We start from the raw sequence: 23,141 nt of genomic DNA, 5'->3' as shown, positions 1-23,141 counted from the left end.
ATCCCCGCGCGTCGGTAGCCGCGCGATCACGCGGTGGCGTGTCGAGCGTTCAGGTCAGGCTTTGGGAGGAGGGAAGTCGGGTCTGGCGCCGCTGGCGAACAGCGGATTGGGGAAGAATGTCACGAGTTCCGCCACGGGCGCCACGGTCCGGCCGACGTCATGACCGATCGGCAGATAAGCGCTGACGCAGGCATGGCAGTGTGTCGCATCGGCCTTGATGTCGCCGGTCGGCGCGTCGGGCGCGTGGCTGTTCAGGACATTGGCGATATGCGACGGCGAGGCGTTGAACACCGTGTTGTCGTCGTGCGCCTTATGCGTGACGAGGGAGAACACGAAGACTGTCACGCAAAGCACGGCGACCCAGCGGCGGAAGTCCGCCACCGAGAGCCAGCTGAATGCCATGACCGAAACGCCGCGCATAAAAATCCCGTAGCATTCCCGCCGACGCGCGTCGAGTGCGTCGAAGTGATGCCGGGCGTTCTTCCCGCCTCTTTGTGGCGGCAGGATGAACAAGCCGTGAGGTTAGGCGAGCGTCCGCAGGGCGTGTGTTACTTTATTCATGAAGGCCGCGCGCTGGCCGTCGGTCGCCACGTTGAGATGATAGAGCGCGTGGTACTCGGTCCGTGCTTTGCCGCCGGTGAACCAGCGGATGTAGCGCCGCACGATCTTGCGCGGCGGATCGCCCATCCACAACGCCATATAGCGTGGACGGCCGTACGTGACGATGCCGACGATGCGCTTGATGTTCTTGAGCATCGGCTTGACCGCGGCCGGGTCGCTGATGTCGAAGGCGACGCCGGGCATGAACATGCGGTCGAAGAAACCTTTGAGCATGGCCGGCGGGCCGAAGCACCAGGTCGGGAACTGCACCACCAGCGTGTCGGCGGCGGTCAGACGCGCCACGTAAGATTCGAGGCCGTTCTGATTGCGGTCCGGGTCGTGATAATGGCGCCGGCCATCTTCGGTGAGAACCGGATCGAACTTCTCGGCATAGAGATCGAGCAGGTCGACCTCGTGGCCGGCCTCTTTCAGCGCCGCCAGCGCCTTGGCGCGAATGCCCGCGTGGAAGCTCTCGGGCAGCGGATGGCAGTAGAGATAGAGGATGCGCATGACACTGCCCGTCCCTAGGCGACGCGGACCGCTTCGGCCGGCTCGTCTTGCTCGATCAACTCGTCATAGTCGGGCACTTGCGTCACCAGGCGCTCGCCGTCGCGAAACACGATACGGTCGGCATGGGGACGGCTGACGAGTTCGTTGAGCGAGCGCGCATTGAACACGACGAAGCGCGCGGGCTGGCCGACCGCGAGAGACCCATGGCCCTCCAGTTTGCCGATCCGCGACGGGTTCGCACCGACCAGGGCCGGCGCGATGGTCAGTGGATGATCGAGATGCAGAATGCGCACGGCCTGCCGGAAGGTGTCGAACACGTCATGGTCGCCATAGGCGTAGAAGCTGTCGCGGCAGTTATCGCCCGCCGCGGCGACGCGGATGCCACGTTTGAGCATTTCGTGCACGACGGTGACGCCGCGCCAACGCGGCGTGCGCCCTTGCGTGCGGTCCTGCAGATAGAGATTGACGGTCGGTAGCGTGACGATCGACAGCTCGGCTTCGGCGACAAGGTCCAGCGTGCGGTCGATATCGGATTCCGACTGCTGCGCGAGGCTGCAGCAATGGCCGCAGGTCACGCGCCCCTTGTAGCCATGGCGCAACGCCGCTTGCGCAATGTGCGGCAAGCTGGCCGCGAGCGGATCGTGGGTCTCGTCGACGTGCAGGTCGACGTCGATATCGTGGCGCGCGGCGAGCGTGAACAGGCGGTCGAGCTGCTCGGCGATGTTGGCGGGCGTGGCCGCATGATCGCCCTCCGCCGGACGCGTCACGCCGCCGAGCAGGCCTTGCGCTTGCGCGACCGTGCGGGCGACCCGATCGCCGTAGTCGCCCGTCAAGAGATCGACCGGGCAGAGCGAGACGGCCTGTAGCGCGATACGCCCGGCCCACTCCTCGCGCAGCTCGCGTACGACCGGCCAGCTTCGTTCGATCGTTTCCGGATAGGTGTCGATATGCGTGCGGATCGCCGAGACGCCATGCGCCTCGGCGCAACGCAGGCCGAAACGCATGCGGCGGCGCAAGTCCGGCATGGTCCAGTTCGGACGGTCGTTCGCGGTCGCGATGCGCGCGTTGAGGAAGGTGCCGTCGGGATTGGGACCGCGCTCGACCGTGTGCCCCTTGTCGAGATGGGTGTGGATGTCGATCAAGGTCGGCCAGAGCTGGCGCCCGCCGATGTCGATGACGAGACCGTCACGCGTGTCGGACGACGGCTCGATGCGGGCAAAGGCGCCGTTCTCGATCAGGATGTCGGCCAGCGCTTGGTCTTCAACATCGCGCGCCGTGAACGCGCTCGCGTCGTTCAGGAGACAGGCCGGCACGCGCGCATTGACGATCCAATAGCGGCGGGCGCTCGGCCATGCGATGTCAGCGAATCGTGTCGGCGCCATGCAATCGATCCAGTGAGAAGGAGGTCATGTCGCGCAGCAGCGCGATGAAGCCCTCGACCTGATGTTCGGCTGTCTTGAGGCCCTTGTCGGCGGTGGCGAGGGTCGCATCGCCAACGGCGCCGTCCGGGTTGAGGTCCTGCGCGATCCAGCCGAACGGGTGTTGGCCGCCGGGCCGCAGATGCGTGAACTCGTTCTCCATGGCGATGCCGCTGGAGACGAAGTTCTTCACCTTGTCCTGCCGTACCAGATCGGCGCGGAAGTGGAGCATCAGCGAGGTCTCGATGTCGCCGGCGTGAATGCCGTATTTGTCTTCGAGCGGCGTATACATGCCGGACGGCAGGCCGAAGCGACGCCAATGCGTCGGCACGCACAACATGCCGTGCTTGACGCGCAGTTCGCGTGCGACGATGCCGAGCACCTCGCTGTTGCCGCCGTGCGAATTCATGAGCACCAGCTTGCGCAAGCCGGCGCGCGCGACGCTGGCGCCAATCTCGGTGACGACCTCGATCAGCGTCTGCGCCGTCAGCGTCACGGTTCCGGGCGAAAGGAGATGCTCGTTGGACTTGCCGTAGGCCTGCGTCGGCAGCACCAGCACCGACAATTCGGGTGGGAGCATGCGCTTGAGCACGCCCAGCATGCCCTCGGCGATAGCGGTATCGGTGAGCACCGGCAGATGCGGCCCGTGCTGCTCGACCGCGGCGACCGGCAGGATGGCGATGGTTTTCTCTTTATCGAGCGTGCGGAACTCCGCGCTCGTGAGATCTCCCCAGAAGAAGGCTCGTTCGCTCAAAGTTTCTTCCTTTCGTTGGCGGCGCAGACCTTAGCGGCTGCGCCGGCCATGAGAAGCATCGTCTTGCGTTCGCAGCGATGCCTATTCGTCATCGCGCCGGACCCGCCGCAGCATCGGCATGGCCTGGCGCAATTCTTCGACCAAAACGCTGGGAAATGCATCAAGCGTGCCACGTGCGCGTACCGCGAGCTTCATGGTCACCGGCTCGACATTGAGATCGTGGAACGGGATGAAAACCAGTTCGCCGCGCGCGGTATGGACGTCCACGTCGACCGGGTTGAGAAAGCTGACGGCGCGGCCGGCGCGCGCGATGCGGCTCATGAATTCGATGGAATTGGTCTCGATCGTCGGGTGCAAAGGTAGTCCGGCGCGGGTGAACGCCATGTCGACGATCGGCCGGATGGTCATGCTGCGGTCGCCGATGACCAAAGGATACTCCAGGCAATCCGCGAGCCAGGCCGGCCGCCGCTGGGTGAGCGGATGGTTCGGCGCGACCACGGCGCCAAGATGGATATCGTGGCTCGCGACCACGCGCAGGCCCGGCGTGATCGGATAATTGTAGCCCAGCGCGATATCGGCGTCGCCGGTGAGCACGGCATTTGGAATCAGGTCGAGCGGCACCACTTTGACCCGGATATGCACGCGCGGATGGCTCGCCATGATGCTGTCGATGAAGCTCGGCAGTGGTCCCGCGGCGATGCCGTTCATGGTGGCGATGGTGACTTCGCCACGCTTGAGGCCCTTCAGCGCTTCGATCTGCGCGGTCACGCGCTGATGCGATTTCAGCGTTTCACGCACATGCGCGATCAGCACTTCGCCGGTCGCCGTGAGCCGCAAGCGCCGCGGCATCCGCTCGAAGATGGGCGCGCCGAGCTGAGTCTCGAGCGCCAGGATCTGCCGGTTGATGGCGGAGGAGGCGACGTTCAGGCGCGTCGCCGCCCGGCGGATCGAGCCGAGCCGGGCGACCTCGTCGAGATAGACCAAAATGCGGGCATGAAGCATGGCAGCGCGATCTCGATTTCGGATGTTAAGTCAGTAGCTTGTCCTATCGGCCCGGTTCGATTTGGCTAACTTCACTGCGATTGCCCAAAACCGCGCCAATGGTGCCTCAAAGGCATCACTATGCACGAAATATGATGCTTTTGATAACTATTCCTGTCTGCTCACATTGATGCAAGCCGGCCGACTTCGGGGAGAGGCCGCCGGCCGACGGGTCAGATCAAACAGAGCGGACAACCCACAATGTGCACCCTGCAACGGATTTCACGCCTGACCATCGCCGGCGCGGCGCTGATCGGCGCGGCACTCGCGCCGGCCGTGGCCAGCGCGGCCGACAAGATCGTGTTTCTGACGAGCTGGTTCGCTCAGGCGGAGCACGGCGGTTTCTACCAGGCGAAGGCGACCGGTCTCTACGAGAAGGCCGGTCTCGACGTCACCATCAAGATGGGTGGCCCGCAGGTCAACGCCATGCAGCTTCTGCTCGCCGGCGAGACCGACGTGATCATGGGCTACGACATTCAGGTCCTCAATTCGATCGCCAAGGGGCTGCCGGTCGTCACCATCGGCGCGTCTTTCCAGAAAGACCTGCAGGGAATGATGACGCACGAGGACGTCAAGGATCTCGCCGGCCTCAAGGACAAGACCATCCTGATCGCGACCTCGGCGCGCACCACCTATTGGCCGTGGCTGAAGGCGAAGTTCGGTTTCACCGACGCGCAGGTGCAGCCCTACACATTCAATCTGCAGCCGTTCTTCGTCGACAAGAACGTGGCGCAGCAGTCCTATCCCTCGTCGGAGCCGTTCCAGGCGATGCAGAAGGGCGTGCCGGCCAACTTCTTCCTGTTCGCCGACTATGGCTATCCGCCCTATGGCACCACGATGGTGACCACGACCAAGCTCACCGAAGAGAAGCCCGATGTGCTCAAGCGCTTCGTGCGGGCCTCTATGGAGGGCTGGAAGAGCTACCTCAACGGCGATCCGGCGCCGGCCAATGCGCTGATCAAGGCTGACAATCCGAAGATGAGCGACGAGCAGATCGCTTTCGGTATCAAGCGCATGAAGGAGCTCAAGGTGGTCGACGGCGGCGATGCGCAGAGCATGGGCATCGGCGTGATGACCGACGCGCGCTGGAAGGCGACCTACGACTTCATGGTCGCGGGCGGCCTCATCGACAAGAGCGTCGACTACAAGAAGGCCTACACGACCAAGTTTATCGACGGCATGAAGATCCCGATGAACTAAAGGCCATCGCCCGCGCGCTTTGAGGCGCGCGGGCACATTCTTTCTTGTTTCCTTGCTTCCTTACGCCGATCTCAAGCGAAGTCCCAGACGATGCCGCCCAGCCGACACAGCCAAGCGTTGACGAATATTCTGCCGCCGCTGGTTGTCGGCGCGATGGTCCTGGTGTTCTGGGAAGCGGCGTGCCGGCTGTTCGCCGTTCCGGCCTATCTCCTGCCGGCACCATCGGCTATCGCGCAGGCCATCGTTTCCGACACGCCGACGCTGATGCGCGCCCTGTGGAGCACATTGAAGGTCGCGTTGATTGCGCTCGGCCTCGCCACCGCAATCGGCTGCACGCTCGCCTTCCTGTTCGTGCAGAACAAGATGATCGAGCGCAGCTTCTTTCCTTACGCGGTAATCATGCAGGTGACGCCGATCGTCGCGATCGCGCCCCTGATCATCATCCTGGTCAAGAACACGCAGCTCGCGCTCATCATCTGCGCGACGATCATTGCCGTGTTTCCGATCATCTCCAATACGACCATCGGCCTGCGCAGCATCGATGCCGGCCACCAGAACCTGTTCGCGATCAACCATGCCACGCGCTTGCAGAGCCTGATCTACCTGCGCATTCCGAGCGCATTGCCCTTCTTCTTCGCCGGTCTGCGTATTGCCTCGGGTCTGGCGCTGATCGGCGCCGTGGTGGCCGAGTTCGTCGCCGGCACCGGCGGCCGCAGCGCCGGGCTCGCCTACGAAATCCTGCAATCGGGCTTCCAGCTCGACATTCCGCGCATGTTCGCCGCGCTGTTCCTGATCACCGTCACCGGCATCCTCCTGTTCCTGGCCATGGCCGGCCTGTCGAAGCTCGCGCTCGGGCGCTGGCATGACAGCGAAACCGAGCAGGAAGCCTGATGCCATCCCGTTCTCGTCATCTGCCGGAGAAGTTTCCATGCTGACCACGCAACAGAAAGTCCTGCGCCGCTTTTGGTACGCGGTGATCCCGGTCGAGGATCTCAAAGAGGGACCGAAGGCCTTCACGCTGCTCGGCGAGGACATCGTGCTGTTCCTTGGACCGGACGGCAAACCGGCGGCGCTGAAGGATCGTTGCTGCCACCGCACCGCGAAGCTGTCGAAGGGCTGGTGCAAGGAAGGCCACATCGTCTGTGGCTATCACGGCTGGGAATACGACCAGACCGGCAAGCTCGCGCACGTGCCGCAATTCCCCGTGCAACAGGAGGTGCCGAACCTGTCGACGCCGGCCTTCCACTGCCAGGAGAAGTACGGCTACGTCTGGGTGGCGCTCGACGAGCCTCTGGCGCCGATCTTCGACGTCGCCGAGGACACCGACGCGAGCTTCCGCCGCATCCCGCAGTTCTACGAGGTGTGGAACACATCGGCGCTGCGGCTGATGGAGAACTCGTTCGACAACGCGCACTTCGCCTTCGTGCACAAGGGCACGTTCGGTCAGCTCGACCAGCCGCTGCCGGAAAAGTACGAGATCAAGGAGACCGATTACGGCTTCGAGGCGGAGACGTTGATCACCGTCGCCAATCCGCCGATTCAGTACAAGATTTCGGGGACCGACGCGCCGACCACCAAGCGCCACATGCGCAACAAGTGGTACATGCCGTTCTGCCGCCGCCTCGATATCGAATATCCGTCGGGGCTGCGCCACATCATTCTCAATTCGGCGACGCCGATCGACGACGGCCACATCATGGTCGTGCAGTGGCTCTACCGCAACGACACCGAGGCGGATTGCCCGGCGCAGCTGCTGATCGACTGGGACTTCAAGATCACGCGCGAGGATAAGGACATTATCGAGTCGACCGACTTCGATACGCCGATCGACATGGGCCGCCGGGCCGAGGCGCACATGGTTTCCGACAAGCCGGGCATGATCATGCGCAAGCGTCTGATGGACCTGCTGCAGAAGCACGGTGAATCGGAAGTGTTCCGCGCCGCCTAACACTCCAAGTCGCAGGCCATAGAATGTCGAACGCCGTCGCACTCGCCACCCCGGTCGCCGAAACCTCGCGCTATCCGATGGAGGCGTTTCTCGCCGACATCGGCGATGTGCCCTGGAGCCGGGAGCCGACCGATCTCAAGCGTAAATCGCGCGACTACTATTGGTACTCGCCGATCCTGGCCGAGCAACTCAAGGACAAGATCGCCGACGTCATCGTGACGCCGCGCGACGAGGCCGATGTGCTGCGCGTCGTGGCGGCCTGCTATCGTCACCGCATTCCGCTGACGCCGCGCGCCGGCGCCACCGGCAACTACGGTCAGTGCGTGCCGATGGAGGGCGGCGTCGTGCTGGATATGGCGGAGATGAACAAGATCGAATGGCAGAAGCCGGGCCGCGTGCGCGTGCAGGCTGGCGCCAAGCTGTTCGACATCGATGCGCAGACGCGGCCGAACGGCTGGGAATTGCGCATGCACCCCTCGACCAAGCGCATGTCGCAGATCGGCGGCTTCGTCGCCGGCGGCTCCGGCGGCGTCGGCAGCGTCACCTATGGCGGCATGCGCGAGCCAGGCAACATCCTGGCGGCGCGCGTGGTCTCCATGGAGGAGAATCCGCGGGTTTACGAACTGCGTGGCGACGCGGCGCAGAAGATCAGCCGCGCCTACGGCACGACCGGCATCATCACCGCCTTGGAGATGCCGCTGGCGCCGGCCTATGACTGGATCGATGTGGTCGTCGCCTTCGACGACTTCCATGAGGCTATCCGCTTTGGTCAGGCCATCGCCATGGCCGACGGCGTGATCAAGAAGATTCTGGCGCCGATCGAATGGCCGTTGCCGGAGAACTTCGCCGCGCTCAAGCCCTATTGCCCCGAGGGCAAGAGCGTGCTGCTCGCGATGATCGGCGAGATGTCGATCGACACGTTTGAGACGCTGCTCGAGAGCTATGGCGGCACGCTGACCTACAAGACGCCGAGCGAGGACGTCCTCAACAAGGTGCCGCTCTACGAGCACACCTGGAATCACTGCACTTTGCAGATGTTCAAGGTCGACCGGGCCATCACCTATCTGCAGGTGCTTTATCCGCACGAGCGGATCATCGAGTCGGTCGCCGAGATCGGCGCCAAGTTCAAGGGCGAGGTGATGCAGCACCTCGAATTCATCCGCATCAACGGCTTGATGACCGCGAGCGGCATTCCGGTGATCCGCTATTCGACCCCCGAGCGGCTCTACGAGATCATGGATGCGTTCGAAGCGGCCGATATCAAGATCGCCAACCCGCATGTCATCACGCTGGAGGACGGCAGCCGCTACAAGCGGGTGGACGCCGACCAGCTCGGCTTCAAGCACGAGGTCGACCCGCTGGGCTTGCTCAATCCCGGCAAAATGCGCAGCTTCACTCCCAAGCACGAGGACGTGCTGCGATGAAGGCAAACGTGGTGCCGATATTTCCCGAGCCTCCACCCGCCGCGGCGGAAGCGCCGTCCCGCGCGCTGCTGCGCCTCGCCGGCATTTCGAAGGTCTTCGCCAACGGCACGGTGGCGCTCGACAACGTCGATCTCGCTATCCGGCAGGGCGAGTTTCTGACGCTGCTCGGGCCGTCGGGTTGCGGCAAGTCCACGCTTTTGAAGATGGTCGCTGGGCTCGGCGGGCCGTCGACCGGCATGATCGACTGGCCGCAGTCGAGCTACGATGCGCTCGGCGAGCCGGAGCGGCTGCTCGGCTACGTGTTCCAGGAGCCGACATTGCTGCCCTGGTGCAGCGTGTTCGACAATGTCTATCTGCCGCTCAAGCTCGCCGGTCAGCGCAAGGAGGCGGTGCGCGAGCGGATCATGGCCGTGCTGGCGCAGGTCGGCCTCGCGCGGTTTGCGCAGCATTATCCGCGGGAACTGTCGGGCGGCATGAAGATGCGCGTCTCGATCGCCCGCGCTTTGGTGACCAATCCGAAAATTCTGCTGATGGACGAGCCATTTGCCGCGCTCGACGAGATCACTCGCACCAAGCTCAACAACGATCTGCTCAAGCTGTTCGCCAAGCAGAACCTAACCGTGATCTTCGTCACCCACAGCGTCTACGAGTCGGTCTATCTGTCCTCGCGCATAGTAATAATGAGTGCGCGGCCGGGGCGGGTGAGTTCCGAGATCGCGATCGACATGCCGTATCCGCGGGACGAAGAGTTCCGCACGTCGACGGTCTACAACGATTATTGCCGCCGCGCCTCGGAGGCGCTGCACCGCGCCATGGCCGAAAGCCCGGCCGAGCCCGAATAGCGATGCTCCGTCACCTAGTTCCCGCCGGCATCCGCGCGCCCTTCGCCAAATACAGCCATGCCGTGGAAGTCGAGGCGGGGGCGCGGCTCTTGTTCTGTTCCGGCCAGCTCGGCATCGGACTCGACGACGCGATCCCCGCGACGACGGAGGAGCAGGCTATCATGTGCTTTGAGGCGATCGGCCGGTGCCTTGCCGAAGCCGGCATGGGCTTCGCCAATATCGTGCGCATCAACGCCTATGTGACGGCCCGCGAGCACATGGCGCCTTACATGGCCGTGCGCGACCGTTACGCGACCGTGCCGGCGCCGGCATCGACGTTGATGATTGTCGGCGGCTTCACCCGGCCGGAATTCAAGGTCGAAGTCGAGATCGTCGCGGCGGCTTGAGCCGCAGGCGTCCTACGCGGCTTCGAGAAGTTGCCGGCCGTGTCGCTCAGCAGGGATAAAGAAGAAATTGTTGATGTAGTGCCGGCCATCGGCGCGGCCGCCATCCGCGAGCAGTACCTTCTCGTCCTGGTCGATCGCCGGATCGAACGCCGCGATATCCATGACGTCATGGTCTTGCAGATAGAAGCCGTCGTAAGCGCGTTCGCGGAAGAACGAGAAGATGGAGTGAGTTGCCCCCGGCCGATGGCGATCTTCGGCCTCGACCAGGAACACCGGGCGGTGGTGAGCGATCAAGGCGGTTGCGCCGCGCAAGACATTGAGCTCATGGCCCTCGACGTCGACTTTGACGAAGTTCACGGGCTCATCGATCATCGAGTCGAGGCGCTTGCGCGAGACATCGGTCACGACGACGTCCTGGCCGCCCACGGCGCCCGGCTCGAGCGAGGCGAGGCCGTGCGTAAGATGATCGCCGGCGCGCGGAATGCGTAAGGCGGCGTTACCCTCCCCATCGGAGAGCGCGACTTCGTGGATCGTGACGTTTCGCGCCGAGGTCCGTCGTAGCATGGTGGCCATATCCGGCGACGGTTCGAAGGCATGCACGCGTGCGGCCAAGCCGGCCAGCGTCCTCGTGTACAGTCCCAGATTGGCGCCGACATCGATGGCGGTATCTCCTCGCGAGACTAAGTTTTTCAGTCGCGACAACTCTCGCTCCGCGGAGCGCGGCCGGTTCATCAGACGCCAACTCACCCAAAGCGACGGCGCAAGGGCTGTCACCGCCTGCTTGAGCTGGGATCTGCCGGGAAACTGGCTTAACGATTGAAGCAAGGTCATGCTGCCTCCCTTCGGTCAATGACCGGTTTCGAAGCGAGTCATCCTAATCGCCGGAGCCTTTGAAGAATTCTCGCACGACCGTGCGGACGATGATGGTGATGTCCAGCCACAGCGACCAGCGCTGAATGTATTGCAGGTCGTAATCGAGCCGCTCGATCGCGGGCAGTCGCACGGCGGTGCTGCCGCGACAGCCGCTGACCTGCGCGAGCCCGGTGATGCCGGGGCGCATATTGTGCCGCTGGAAGTAATAGGGGACCAACTCCTCATACAACATGCCGCCGGCGAGCATGCCCGGCACATGCGGACGCGGCCCGACCAGAGACATGTCGCCCTTCAGCACGTTGATGAGCTGCGGCAATTCGTCGAGGCTGGTCTTGCGCAGGAAGCGGCCGAGCGGCGTGATTCGCGGATCGTTTGTCGTCGTCTGCTTGGTGCCGCGCTGGTCTTCGAGATGCGTGTACATCGTCCGGAACTTGAAAATCCAGAAGCGGCGGTTGTGATAGCCGTAGCGCTTCTGGCGGAAGAAGACGGGCCCCTGCGACGTGACCTTGATGGCGACCGCGACGCCGATCAGCAGCGGCGCGAGAGCCAGGAGTCCGAATCCGGCGCCGAGGATATCGATCAGGCGCTTGGCCACCTGCAACGAGGCCGACGGCTCGCGAACAACGGCGTTATCGAAACGACGTCGTTCCTGCGCGCGCGCGGTTCGACGAAAGCCGCGGCCCGGTAAGAACAGCGCTTCCTTTGCGCTTCGCCCGCGAACGAAGGGGATTGAAGCAGTCAAATTCACTTTGCGCTCCTTCACTCTGTCCCGAATCACGACACGATCATTGCAAAGACGATGCCGCACCGCACACAAGATCGCTCCCTAATGTGAAAACATTTGGACGCTCGGCGATCACGATCTGTGACAACTGAACACTGATCGACAAATAAGCGCGTTGCCCTATCGCACCCGTTGAAATTTATGCGCAGAGTGCGGAGGTGACGGTTCCGTGACGCGGGAACGAACAATTAAGCGGCGAATGACGCAAAAATAGTCGTGCAGTTGAGTCTCTGCACACGTCGGACGACGTGAAGAATGAGAGCTTGGTATCGAAGCGCCTCACTCGTAGCAGTAACACGTCGGCTTGCCACGGCTCGACGCGAGAGCTGCGCTTTGCATGCGGTACGGCAGTGCACGCCGCGGCAGATGCGCAATGCTTTGCTATTCGGGAACTTCATGGTGTGGGTCGCGATCGTGTGGACCTTGTCGAAGCTCGTCTGAGGGCGAGAAATTTTTTCGGCTATTCGGAACTAACCGCTCCCGAAAGAGTTCTTTCGCGTCGGCTTTGTTGTTGCGCGGCACTGAGTTCGATTCCTGGCGTAGCGTGTTATCGGGGGGAGCTTGTTCATGCTGCAACGTCGTAACGTCCTGCAATTGCTGGCGTGCTTTGCCCTCGCGGGATGCAGCAGTGCGGCACAAGTGAGCAACACGGGAGAAGGGGCGGCGGCGGTCAGTTTCGCCGGGCCGGGACCGCAACGGGGCGCCGGCGGCGCGTACACGCTCGGCCCCGGCGATCGGCTGCGCATCAAGGTCTACAACGAACCGGATCTTACCGGGGAGTACGAGGTCAACAGCAGCGGCTTCATCTCGCTGCCGCTCGTCGGCCAGATCAGAGCGTCGGGCTCAACCACCAGTCAGCTCGAGCGCACCATCGTCGGCAAGATGAAAGGTCAGATATCGCAGGATCCTAAGGTCAATGTGGAGATTGCGGCCTATGCGCCGTTCTACATCTTCGGCGAGGTCAAGAAGGCCGGCGAATATCCGTATCGTCCGGGTCTGACACTCGCCGACGCCGTCGCCACAGCAGGCGGGCTCACCTATCGTGCGAATGAAAACAAAGTTTATCTGCGGCGTGCCGGTTCCGCGGCAGAGGAGATCGTGTCACTGGAGATGCGGGTGCATGTCTATCCAGGGGACAATATCCGCGTCGATGAGCGATATTTCTGACGACGATCGCGTCGCGCATCGCTAATGCGCATTGTGCTCATCGTTTTAGCAGAGTGTGATCAACAACGGAGGCGCCGTTGCCCAGAGTTCCGTTGTGCGACGCGGGAACGTCCTGCCGCGCAGTGTGTTCATTCGCGAGGGCAAACGCTTTGCTCCTCAGTTCGTTCGGATCGCTGTGGAACGATGTTTGCAAGAAACATGCTCGCGAGAAGAGTGCACGCGCGCATGATGCTTGTAGCGAGATAGGTCGGAACACGGCGTCTGTGAGTTCCACGTTGTTGCCTCCGTATTGCCTGGATGCGGATAGACTGTGGTTCGATACGCGCTGGGATGAATCGCCGACAGGTCCAACTCTTGGCCGCGACCGGGAGAAGACCAAGTGACCGTATGTCGGCGCGGGCGATTATGAGGAAGCGTTCAGGGCTGTTCTTGGCGTCCGGCGCCGCGATGCTTGCTGCCTCGGTCTCTTGTGCCGATGCGCAGGTCATCGCGACGGATCAGGAGATGGTGATGCCGCCTTGGAACGCGCAGCAAGTCTTTGAGCCAATGCCGCTGCCGCAGCTTGCGGATCCGGACACGCGCGAAGACGTGGCGCCCGAGGATACGCCGGTCAAGACGCGCGCTTATCCCGAGTACCAGGCGCGGGGCATCCGTGCCGGTTCATGGATGTTCAATCCGTCGCTCACGGCCGGCACGTTCTACGACAGCAACGTCTTTTCATCGAACTTTAATCGCCGGTCCGATGTCGCGGGTCAGCTCGGCGCGGGTTTGAACGCACAGTCGTTATGGGAGCGTCACGGCATCAGCATACGCGCGCTCACCAATTCGACTTGGTATCGCCAGAACCCGGGCCTTGACGAGACGGATGCCTCGCTCAAGGGCTCTGGCCGCTTCGACATCGACAGCCACACCGCATTGCTCGGCGCATTCCAAGCCGCGTACTTGCACGAAGGTGTCGGTTCGTTGAGTTCCCCCGCCGGTGCAGTGCAACCGACGCCATACAGCTTGTTCGGCGCCGACCTGACTTTGCGGCGCGAGTTCGGCCGGCTGTCCGGCTCGTTCGGCGGGCGCGTCGACTCCTACGACTTCGGTTCGACCGTGGCGCAAAATGGAGCGACCATCGATCAAGGCGCGCGCAGCGGACAAGTTTACGCAGCGCATGGAAGGGTCGAGTACGCCATCTCCGGGAAGTCCGCGGTGTTTACGGCCGGCGAGTTCAATGTCCGCGACTTGCGCGGCTCGCCCGGCCAGCCGCTCAGCTCCGACGGCTACCGTGTGTACTCCGGCTTCGCATTGGAACTGACGCGGCTGATTCGCGGCGAAATCGCCGGCGGCTACATGGCGCAACGTTTCGACTCGCCATCAATCGGCACGATTCAGGGGCCTACATATCGCGCACGGCTGACGTGGAGCCCGACGCGTCAGATCGATGTTCATTTCAACGCCGAGCAACTCGTCACCGAGGCGTCGGATACGAGTTCGACCGGCATTCTCGCCAACGCGTTGCAACTCGGCTTCGACTACGAGTTCCGGCGTAACGTGGTGCTGTCGACCATCGGCACGTACGAGAAAGACAGTTTCAAGGGCCAGGACCGGCAGGACAATGTGTATGCCCTCGATGCCAAGCTCAAATACATGCTGAACAATGTCACGTCGCTGTCGTTTCAGTATCGATACTTGCGGCGGGACAGCAACATCCCTGAATTCAGTTACGACAAACATCAGGTCGGCATAAATGCTGCAGCCCGCTTTTGATTATGACCCTCGCAAGCTTCCGGTCGTGGAAGCGCAGCAGGTCTATGCTCCGCACGCCGAGGCGACGCGCACTGTCGATCTGCGTGAGATGGTGCGCATTCTGCGCCGCCGCCGCTGGATCATCCTCGGCACCATCGGCGTTCTCGTCGGCGCCGCCGCGGTTTACCTCATGGCCGCCACACCGCTTTACATGGCGACCGCGACCGTTCTCATCGATCCGCATCGCAGTCAGGTCGCCAACACCAGCGATACCGCGCCGGCGCCGTCCAATTTCGGCACCGACGATGCGATGATCGAAAGTCAGGTTCTGCTCATTCAGTCGGTGGCGGTCCTCTCGCGCGTCGTCGATACGTTGAATCTGGTGAACGACCCGGAATGCGCGCCGCGTCCCGGTCTGTTCGATCCGATCCGCAACTTGCTTCGCAGCGAGCCGGCGACGAACGGCCGTAGTCCGGAGGAGATAGCCAAGGCCAACACGATCGACGCCTTGAAGCAGAAGCTTAAGGTCACCCGCGAAGGCACGACCTTCGTGATCGACATCGACGCGAGCGCCGAGAATCCGGAGCGGGCGGCGCAGATCGCCAACACGGTCGCGGATTCCTACTTCTACGAGCAGGTTCAGAGCCGCTACAACACCAACAAGATCGCGGCTTCCTGGCTGAACAAGCAGCTCGACGAGCTCAAGGCGCGGGTGCTCGCCTCCGACAAGGCCGTCGCCGAGTTCCGCGCCAGCAACGACCTGGTCACGACGCAGGGCCAGACGGTCAACGATCAGCAGCTTTTCGACCTCAACAACAAGCTCATCGAGGCGCATGTCCAGACCGCCGAGGCCAAGGCGAAGTTCGAGCAGGTCGAGGCGATCGCCAAGAATAAAGGCGATCCGGGTACGCTCGACCAGGCGCTCGCCTCCGATGTGATCAAGCAGTTGCGTTCGCAATATGCGGAGATCGCCAAGAACGTCGCGGATGTGTCGAGCAAATACGGCCCTCAGCATCCGTTGGTGGTGAATGCCAAGGCGCAGTTGCGCGAGGCGCAGCGCCTGATCGATCAGGAAGTCGGACGCATCCTCGAGAACACTCGCGAAACGTATCGGGTCGCTCAGTCGCGCGAGCAGGCGCTCAAGAACAGCTTGGGTCAGTTGCAGTCGACCTCCAACAATTCGAGCCAGGCGCAGGTGCGCCTGCGCGAGCTGCAGCGCGAGGCGGATGCTAACCGTACGCTCTATGAATCTTTCCTGGCCCGTTACAAGCAGACGACGGCCCAGGAAAGCCTCGAATTGCCGGATTCGAGGGTGGTGGCTCGGGCGGATGTGCCGATCCGGCCGTCGTTCCCGAAGAAGGGCCTGATCCTCGCGCTTGCCTTCATGCTTGGCGCGGGCCTCGGTGTCGTGCTCGCCTTCATCGCCGATTTCCTCGACCGCCGCGTCAAGTCACCGCGCCAGGCGGAGGATATCACCGGCCGGCCGAATCTGGCGGCGGTACCGCTGGTCGGAACGCGGGAGCTGGCGCGTCGCGCGCATCGCGGCCGCCAAGCGCTCGACGATTACGATCCCGAAAAATCGCCGATGCTGCCGCCGCTGATGCAGCCGCCATTGATGCGCTACGCGGTCGAAGAGCCGACGTCTTTGTTTGCCGAAGCCGTACGCGCGGTGCGGCTCGCGGTGCAGCGCACGGGCGGCGGCCGCCACGGCAACCTGGTCATGGTGTCGTCGTCGGTCGATGGCGAAGGCAAGACGACGCTGGCGGCCAATCTGGCATTGTCGCTGGCGGCGGTCGGCATGCGCACGATCATCGTCGACGGCGACCTGCGCAACCCGGAGCTCAGCCGTTCGCTGTGCCCGAAGGCGAAGGTCGGCGTGGTGGAGGTCGCGAGCCGGAAGGCGTCGCTGGAGCAGGCGGTTCTGTTCGATCAGGCGACCGGTCTTGCTTTGTTGCCGGCGCCGCCACGGCGGCGGGAGACCGCCTTCATCAACGAGTTCGTGTTCTCCGGCTCGATGCGGAGTCTGCTCGGGCATCTGCGGACGCAGTTCGACGTCGTGGTGGTCGATTCGCCGCCGCTCGTGCCGCTCGTCGATTCGCGCGCCTTGGCGGAGCAGGCGGACCGCATCGTGCTCGCGATCCGCTGGGATGCGACGCCGCAGGAAGTCGTGGCTCAGGCGCTCGATACGCTGGCGCCGGTCTATGAGCGGGTCATCGGCACCGTGCTGACGCGCGTCGATCTGCGGCGGCTGCGCTTCTACGACTATTATCGGTCGTCCTCATACATGGAGCCTTACTCTTATCTCGGTCAGCCGCGCGTGGAGCTGACACCGTGATGAGCGGCAGGAGCGTCCGCAACGACGTTCAGCCCTCTGCTGCCGTCGCGCGCCGGCGGCCGGTGACACAGGCGCTGCCGCCGCGCGTTCGCGCCGGTTTGCCGATCGAATGGTTGGTGGTCGGACTCACGGGCCTGGCTATCGTGATGTTCGGCACCGTTTCGGCCGAGGTCTTGTCGGCGGCGAAGATCCATTACATCACCGCCGGCGGCGCCTTCTTCGAGAAGCTGCATCCGGGCACCTATGTCACGATCCTCGCTTTCGTCTTGCTGCTGTTCCGCGGCGGCGATGTGATCGGTGAACTCGACCGGGTGATATCGGGCTCGAAGCTGCTGCTCGTCTACTTCTTCACTTGCGGCCTGCTGGCCTTCCAATGCATCGTGCTCAAGCGGCCGTTCACCAATGTGATCGACACGTTTTTGTTGCCGGCTTTGCTGGCGCTGATCATCTGGAACCTGACGCCGGCGCAGCGTAAACCGCTCGTCTACTGCATTCATTTCTTTATCTGGCTGAACATCGCCCTCGGCTTCTACGAGTACTTCTCCAAGCATCGGCTGGTGCCGATGACGATGGGCAAGCTCGTCGTGACCACCGACTGGCGCTCGACAGCGCTGCTCGGCTATCCGTTGGCGGCGGCCGGCATCGTCGCCATGTATATCCTGATGCTCGCGCTCAAGCCGCGCCTGCGCGCCCCGCCGCCGCTGGGCGTCGCGGCCTTTATGGTGGCGATGTGCTCGCTGATGGTGTTCGGTGGCCGCACCGCGCTGGTCATGGTGCTCGTCGTACTCACGGGGCTTGCGCTCTTCTACGGCGCGCGGCTGGTGCGTGGGGAGCGCTATGGTCTGACGACCGTCATCATGGTGGCCTGTTGTCTGATGCTGATCGCCACGGCGCTGCCGCTGTTGTTCGGCACCGGCGTGTTCGACAACATGATCGGCCGCTTCTCGTCCGACAAGGGCAGCGCGCATGCGCGCATCGCGACCATCCAATTGCTGTCGCTGTTCGATTGGAAAGAATTTCTCCTCGGCTCCGAGCCGGGGCGCGCCAGCAGCCTTCAGTCGATGATGGGCCTGGACTACGGCATCGAGAACTTCTGGATCGCCTGTATCGCTCAATATGGCCTCATCCAGACCGCGCTGATCACCCTCGGCCTGGCCTGCTTCTTTGCCGAAGTGGTGCGCCGCTCGTCCGGCGGTGCGTGGATCGCGGTGCTGTTCCTGGTCGTCGTGGCGGCGAGCTCCGTCAGCTTTTCGTCGAAGACCATCACGCTCGCCATCTATGTGTCGATCATCTGCGTGATGCTGCCGCGCGAGCCGGCGCGTCAGAGGGTTCGGGCCGGGCCGCCGATGCGCCCGCGCTTTGCGGCGCCAACCCTGATCCCGAGCCGATAGGGCCGTTCAGTCATGCGTGTTTACGTCGACCAAACTCACCTTTGGCGCCATGTGACGGGAATCGAGCGCATCACCATGCAGCTCTTCTCCAAGGAGGCGCTGGCGCCGCTTGAGGCCGTGCCCGTGCGCGCCGAAGGAATGGCCGACATGTTGCTTACTCAGGCGCTAGGGTTGCCGGCGCGCCTCGTCCGTTCGTCGTCGGCGTTGTTGTTGTGTCCCGGCTTTCCGCCGTCGCCGCTGCTGCAGGCGTTTCCTGGACGGGTGATCCCTTACATCCATGATGTCTTCCTGCTGTCGCGGCGCCAGGATCTCAATTGGCGCGCCAAGGCCTATATGGCCTGGCCGTTCGACTTGGCGGTGCGCCGGCTGCCGCGGTTCATGGTCAACTCGGCCGACACCGCGACGAAGCTGCGGATCTATTGCCGCGACGATGCGGCGATCACGGTCTACCGGCCCGCGGTGCGCAACAACTTCGGCCTGAGCGTCGGCGCGCGCGCGGCGCGGCCGTCCGAGCCGGGCGCATTGCGGCTGGTCGCGATCGGCACGGTCGAACCGCGCAAGAACCTCGCCGCGGCCGGACGCATTCTCGGCGCCTTGCGGGCGCAAGGCTTTCCGCATGCGACGTTGGACGTGATCGGACGGCGCGGCTGGGGCGACGATTGGGATGTCCTTGCGGCGATGCCCGGCGTGACGCTGCACGGTTATCAGCCGGACGAACAAGTCACCGCCATTCTCGACAACGCCGATGCCTTGATCTCGACCTCGCACGAGGAGGGGCTCGGTCTGCCGCTGCTCGAGGCGCAATACGGCGGTTTGCCGATCATTGCGCCGAACCAGGCTGTGTTCCGCGAAGTGCTCGACGGTTCCGGCGTCTTCGTCGATCCGGCCACGCCGTACAGCGCGGCGCAGGCCATTGCCGGCGCGTTCGCCAGCGCGGATTGGCGCAGCGCGTTCGTCGCGCGCGCCGCCGCAAATCTCGCTCGGTGGAATAATCTCGCGGCGGCGGATCATGGCCGCGTCATCGACATGTTGGTCGGGCTATTAGGTGCGGGTGGTGAGCCGGACCGGGTTCTGGCACGAAACTAGAGGGCCGGATGGCGAGCGTCGACATCAGCGGGCAGAGTCGTGCGCGCGGTCGGGATGAGCCGGCGGCGCCGCACCTCGACGCCTTGCGTATTCTGGCATCGGCCGGCATCGTCATCCTGCATTACGCCGACTACGTTCAAGACATTCCGTTCGGCCGCTTCATCTTTCTCCACGTTCGGCACTTCAATCTCTTCGTCGACCTGTTCTTCGTCATTTCCGGCTTCGTGATCGCGAGCCAATATCTCGGCCGCGTGTCGGACCGCGGCGCCGTCGGCCGGTTCCTCTGGCGGCGTCTGGCGCGCATCTATCCGCTGCATCTCGTCACGCTCGGCTTCTACGTCGCGGTGGCGCTGCTGTTTACCTTCGGCCACGCCCATGTCGACAATCCGTCGCGCTATCCGTTGTCCGACATTCCGGCGCAGGTGCTGCTGCTGCACGCCATCGACGGCCAGCGGCTCACCTTCAACTTTCCGAGCTGGTCGCTGTCGGCGGAGATGGTGTGCTACCTGCTGTTTCCGCTGATGGCCTTTGTCGGCTTGCGCCGGCCCCGATTGATCGTTGTCGCCGCCGTTGCCGCGGCCGCCGTCCTGACATTGTACTGCGTGGCCACGAGGGTCGAACCCTGGCCGGATTGGATCAACCAGGGAGGTGCGTGGCGGGCGCTGCCCGCGTTTCTGCTTGGCGTCGCGCTGCATTTGTTCCGCGACCGCGTCGCGCGCATGCCGATCGGCGTTGTTTTGCTGCCCGCTTTCGTGCTTTTCATCGTCGGCGGCGGGGTGATGCCGATCTATGCGGCCGTTGCGCTCGTCTACGTGGTCGCCATTGCCGCCGTGCAATGCGACCTCAGCGGCGCCATTACCGTGCTGTCGCGGAGCGGCGTTGGCCGCTGGGCGCACCTGACCTACTCGATCTACATGCTGCATATGCCGGTCGCGACCATGGTCATCACCGTGGGCGGACGTTGGCTTGGCGCGAACACGCCGGCGGGACGCTTTGCGCTCGTCGCGGGCGCCATGGTCGCCTTGGTCTTCGTCAGCGCGGCCTCTTATCGGCTATTCGAAAATCCCGTACGCCGCCGACTCAACGATCTGTTCGATCGCTGGCGTCCGCGCGAGGCCGCTTTGGCGGTGCTGGCGACGCCGGAGAGGGGCACGCCGTGACCGTCTCCGCCGAAACCGCTTGGCCGACAGACGCAAGGGCGCATGCGCAGGCGCGAACGCGCGATGGCGTCGTCGACACCCTGCGCGGCGTGGCGATCCTGATGGTGATCGGCATCCATTCGTTGCCGAAGGCTGATGGCTCCGCGTTCGTCACCGCAGTAGATGCAGCGTTGCGGCCCTGCGTGCCGATTTTCTTGTTCGTGTCCGGCTATCTCACGGCTCGCTCCGGACACGTTCCGCTGGTGAAGCGGGTGTGGCGCACGATCGTGCCGTATACGATCGCGTTTATCGCCGCCTACGTCTTCATGGCGTTGGCCAATCCGGCGATGGACCATCGGCCGGCGGTGGCGCTGGCACGCTACGTCTTCGCCTACGTCTTCGTCTATTATTACGTTTTCGTCTATGTCGGCTGCACCGTCGCGCTATGGGCCGCGATTGCGTTGGCGGGTGAGGACGAAGGGCGTGACCGCCGGCTCATTCTTCTGCTGTTGCTGGCCATCCCCGTCGGCCTCGCCTTCGGCGCCTATATCGATCCGTTGTTGCAGCATCTCGGTGTAGGCGAGGCGATCATCGACGAGGTGCGCATGCGCGATCTGCCATTCTGGTTCGCCTTCATGGCGGCTGGGACTTTGGCGGGGCTGTTCGGTGCGGGCGCGCTGTTCCACACCATGCGTTACCCGCTCGCGGCGGCGGCGGTCGCCGCCTATGCCGTTTATGCCGGCGTCCGCATCGCCGGGATCGGCGACGCCGCGAACTACGATTCGGTTGCGTTCTTTCTCTACGCGATATTGGCGTGCATCGTCCTGCTCGGTTTCGCGCCCGAAAGTGCCGCGCTCGCGACGCTCGGTTCCGCGAGCTACTTCATCTATCTGTGGCACATCTTCGTCATCATGGCGCTGCGCCAATTCGATGCGCTGCAGCTGCATCCAATTCTATCCACGATTGTCGAATACACCGCCGCGCTGTCGATCTGCGCCGCCGCGGTGCTCTTGCTCCGCCGGGTGATGCCGCCGCGGATCGCGCAAGGGCTGGGGATCTGACGCGATGCTGCTCAGAAATACGCTGCTGTACCTTCCGGCCCAGGTCGTCGGCCCGCTGTTCCAACTCGTTTCGGTGGTGGTGTGGACGCACATCGTCGGCGAGTCGACCCTGGGCGTGATCACGCTGGTGACGGCGACGCACGAGCTCCTGCAGACCGTGTTCCTGGTCTGGTGGTCGCAATATGCGTTGCGTTTCTTCGGCGCGGTCAAGGATGGCGACGAAGCCGACCGCTTCTATCGCACCGAAAATGCGGTTCTGCTGCTGTCGGCGACGGTGCAGTGTGTCGTCGTACTGCTCATTCTGCAGACGAAGATCCTGCCCGGCGCGGGGCTCGGCCTGACGCTCGCCGTACTCGGCTATGTCGTCACTCGCACCTACAATCTTTATCTCGCGGAACGGGCGCGCGTGCGCCACGAGATTGCGGTCTACACGATCCAGCAGACAACCGGTCCGGCCCTCGGCTTCCTCCTCGGCCTGGTGCTCATCCACTTCTTCGGCCAGGATCCGGAGTGGCCGATTGCCGGCTATGCCATCGCCCAGGCCGCCGCGACCTTGGTCGTGCTGCCGATGATCCGGTTCGGCTGGTCGTTCTGGCCGGTCGATCGCACCATTCTGCGCCACGCTTTGTCGTATGGCCTGCCCCTGGTGCTTGGCGGTGGCTTGAGCTGGCTGAGTATCAATGCCTCGCGCTTCATCGTCAGCGACATGATGGGCGTGGCTGCGGCCGGCTTGTTCGCAGTCGGCTACGGTCTCGGCTTCCGGGCGTCGACGGTCGCGGCCATGATGGTCACGGCGAGCGCCTTTCCGATCGCCGTGCGGACCATGCAGGAGCGGGGCGCCGAGCGCGCCATGCGTCAGCTTGCCGATAATGGTGCCCTTCTGGCGGCGATACTGCTACCGAGCGTCGCCGGTGTCTTCATGCTGCGCCAGGAGATCGTGCATTTGTTGATCGCGCCGAACTTCCAGGCCGCAACCTTGGCCATCCTGCCGCTCGCCACATTGGCCGGCGCGCTGCGCAATTTCCGGGCACATTTCGCGGACCAGGTCTTCCTGTTGCATCAACGCACCGGGATGACCTTTGCCATCAATGCCGTCGAGGCGGCGGTGACGGTCGGCGCCAGTATTCTCTTCATCTCGTGGTGGGGACTGGTGGGCGCCGTGATGGCAAGCACATTGTCGGCGATCGTTGCTGCGCTCGTATCGTTCGCCGTGGGGGCGGTTCTGTTTCGTCTGCGGCCGCCGCTGCTGCATCTGCTGAAGATCGCCGCGGCGACGGCGCTGATGATGCTGGCGCTGTACGGCTTGAAGAAAGACGGCGGCAGCGTCGCGCTGGCGCTGCATATCGGCGCCGGCGGTCTGGTCTATTTCGCGGTGCTGGCGCTGTTGTACGCGCCGGTTCTCATGAATTACTGGAACCGGCGCGCCAAACGCACCAAGCTCGCCTGAC

The 23,141-nt window shown here is 63.6% G+C and carries 21 protein-coding genes; 14 read left to right on the top strand and 7 right to left on the bottom strand.

Annotation, left to right across the window (positions count from 1 at the left end; genetic code table 11):
- Positions 1–54: 54 nt before the first annotated feature.
- The 5 genes from DW352_RS12260 to DW352_RS12240 form a co-directional block, all read right to left on the bottom strand.
- Entirely contained in the window at positions 55–402 is a 348-nt protein-coding gene (locus DW352_RS12260) for a hypothetical protein (RefSeq protein ID WP_162826923.1), read from the bottom strand.
- A gap of 120 nt (positions 403–522) precedes the next feature.
- Entirely contained in the window at positions 523–1,110 is a 588-nt protein-coding gene (locus DW352_RS12255; protein WP_115691597.1) for an NAD(P)H-dependent oxidoreductase, read from the bottom strand.
- A gap of 14 nt (positions 1,111–1,124) precedes the next feature.
- Complete coding sequence (locus DW352_RS12250) at positions 1,125–2,492, bottom strand: cytosine deaminase (protein WP_115691596.1); 1,368 nt, start codon at positions 2,490–2,492, stop codon at positions 1,125–1,127.
- Positions 2,470–3,282: a creatininase family protein gene (locus DW352_RS12245; protein WP_245434420.1), complete on the bottom strand. Its 813-nt coding sequence runs from the start codon at positions 3,280–3,282 to the stop codon at positions 2,470–2,472. The genes DW352_RS12250 and DW352_RS12245 overlap by 23 nt, the downstream gene beginning before the upstream one ends.
- An 81-nt stretch (positions 3,283–3,363) precedes the next feature.
- The gene (locus DW352_RS12240) at positions 3,364–4,284 is read right to left on the bottom strand and encodes a LysR family transcriptional regulator (protein ID WP_115691594.1); all 921 of its coding nucleotides are present in this window, start codon (positions 4,282–4,284) and stop codon (positions 3,364–3,366) included.
- Positions 4,285–4,524: 240 nt separating this feature from the next.
- Between DW352_RS12240 and DW352_RS12235 the strand changes: the two genes are divergently transcribed.
- From DW352_RS12235 to DW352_RS12210, 6 genes are all read left to right on the top strand, one after another.
- Positions 4,525–5,523 (top strand): ABC transporter substrate-binding protein, encoded by a 999-nt coding sequence (locus DW352_RS12235; RefSeq protein ID WP_115691593.1) that lies wholly within the window; start codon positions 4,525–4,527, stop codon positions 5,521–5,523.
- Between the two features lie 90 nt (positions 5,524–5,613).
- Positions 5,614–6,414 carry an ABC transporter permease gene (locus DW352_RS12230; protein WP_115691592.1) on the top strand — a complete coding sequence of 267 codons (801 nt, stop codon included), beginning with the start codon at positions 5,614–5,616 and terminating at the stop codon, positions 6,412–6,414.
- Positions 6,415–6,451: 37 nt separating this feature from the next.
- The gene (locus tag DW352_RS12225; RefSeq protein WP_115691591.1) at positions 6,452–7,471 is read left to right on the top strand and encodes an aromatic ring-hydroxylating dioxygenase subunit alpha; all 1,020 of its coding nucleotides are present in this window, start codon (positions 6,452–6,454) and stop codon (positions 7,469–7,471) included.
- A 23-nt stretch (positions 7,472–7,494) separates the two neighbouring features.
- Positions 7,495–8,895 carry an FAD-binding oxidoreductase gene (locus tag DW352_RS12220; RefSeq protein ID WP_115691590.1) on the top strand — a complete coding sequence of 467 codons (1,401 nt, stop codon included), beginning with the start codon at positions 7,495–7,497 and terminating at the stop codon, positions 8,893–8,895.
- Positions 8,892–9,737: an ABC transporter ATP-binding protein gene (locus DW352_RS12215; RefSeq protein WP_115691589.1), complete on the top strand. Its 846-nt coding sequence runs from the start codon at positions 8,892–8,894 to the stop codon at positions 9,735–9,737. The genes DW352_RS12220 and DW352_RS12215 overlap by 4 nt, the downstream gene beginning before the upstream one ends.
- Before the next feature lie 2 nt (positions 9,738–9,739).
- A complete protein-coding gene (locus DW352_RS12210; RefSeq protein WP_115691588.1) occupies positions 9,740–10,123 on the top strand; it encodes a RidA family protein in 384 nt (127 codons plus the stop codon).
- A 12-nt stretch (positions 10,124–10,135) separates the two neighbouring features.
- On the opposite strand, the gene DW352_RS12205 is transcribed toward DW352_RS12210, so the two are convergent.
- Together DW352_RS12205 and DW352_RS12200 are read right to left on the bottom strand one after the other, a co-directional pair.
- Complete coding sequence (locus DW352_RS12205) at positions 10,136–10,825, bottom strand: FkbM family methyltransferase (protein WP_245434419.1); 690 nt, start codon at positions 10,823–10,825, stop codon at positions 10,136–10,138.
- A 172-nt stretch (positions 10,826–10,997) separates the two neighbouring features.
- Positions 10,998–11,690 (bottom strand): exopolysaccharide biosynthesis polyprenyl glycosylphosphotransferase, encoded by a 693-nt coding sequence (locus tag DW352_RS12200; RefSeq protein ID WP_425374658.1) that lies wholly within the window; start codon positions 11,688–11,690, stop codon positions 10,998–11,000.
- A 657-nt stretch (positions 11,691–12,347) separates the two neighbouring features.
- Here DW352_RS12200 and DW352_RS12195 point away from each other — a divergent pair.
- From DW352_RS12195 to DW352_RS12160, 8 genes are all read left to right on the top strand, one after another.
- Positions 12,348–12,947 carry a polysaccharide biosynthesis/export family protein gene (locus DW352_RS12195; protein ID WP_115694381.1) on the top strand — a complete coding sequence of 200 codons (600 nt, stop codon included), beginning with the start codon at positions 12,348–12,350 and terminating at the stop codon, positions 12,945–12,947.
- A 405-nt stretch (positions 12,948–13,352) separates the two neighbouring features.
- The gene (locus DW352_RS12190) at positions 13,353–14,702 is read left to right on the top strand and encodes an outer membrane beta-barrel protein (protein WP_162826922.1); all 1,350 of its coding nucleotides are present in this window, start codon (positions 13,353–13,355) and stop codon (positions 14,700–14,702) included.
- A gap of 25 nt (positions 14,703–14,727) precedes the next feature.
- Positions 14,728–17,016 (top strand): Wzz/FepE/Etk N-terminal domain-containing protein, encoded by a 2,289-nt coding sequence (locus DW352_RS12185; RefSeq protein WP_245434417.1) that lies wholly within the window; start codon positions 14,728–14,730, stop codon positions 17,014–17,016.
- Complete coding sequence (locus tag DW352_RS12180; protein WP_210209968.1) at positions 17,016–18,407, top strand: VpsF family polysaccharide biosynthesis protein; 1,392 nt, start codon at positions 17,016–17,018, stop codon at positions 18,405–18,407. The genes DW352_RS12185 and DW352_RS12180 overlap by 1 nt, the downstream gene beginning before the upstream one ends.
- 12 nt (positions 18,408–18,419) lie before the next feature.
- Positions 18,420–19,493 carry a glycosyltransferase gene (locus DW352_RS12175; protein WP_115691583.1) on the top strand — a complete coding sequence of 358 codons (1,074 nt, stop codon included), beginning with the start codon at positions 18,420–18,422 and terminating at the stop codon, positions 19,491–19,493.
- Between the two features lie 8 nt (positions 19,494–19,501).
- Entirely contained in the window at positions 19,502–20,653 is a 1,152-nt protein-coding gene (locus DW352_RS12170) for an acyltransferase family protein (RefSeq protein ID WP_115691582.1), read from the top strand.
- Positions 20,650–21,693, top strand: coding sequence for an acyltransferase family protein (locus DW352_RS12165; RefSeq protein ID WP_245434416.1), 1,044 nt, complete (start codon positions 20,650–20,652; stop codon positions 21,691–21,693). The genes DW352_RS12170 and DW352_RS12165 overlap by 4 nt, the downstream gene beginning before the upstream one ends.
- A 4-nt stretch (positions 21,694–21,697) precedes the next feature.
- Positions 21,698–23,140: a lipopolysaccharide biosynthesis protein gene (locus DW352_RS12160; protein ID WP_115691581.1), complete on the top strand. Its 1,443-nt coding sequence runs from the start codon at positions 21,698–21,700 to the stop codon at positions 23,138–23,140.
- Position 23,141: the final 1 nt, after the last annotated feature.

It is taken from the genome of Pseudolabrys taiwanensis (genome assembly GCF_003367395.1).
Lineage (GTDB): Bacteria > Pseudomonadota > Alphaproteobacteria > Rhizobiales > Xanthobacteraceae > Pseudolabrys > Pseudolabrys taiwanensis.
Note: the sequence above shows the minus strand (reverse complement) of the source record. Positions and strands in the feature narration are given on the sequence as shown.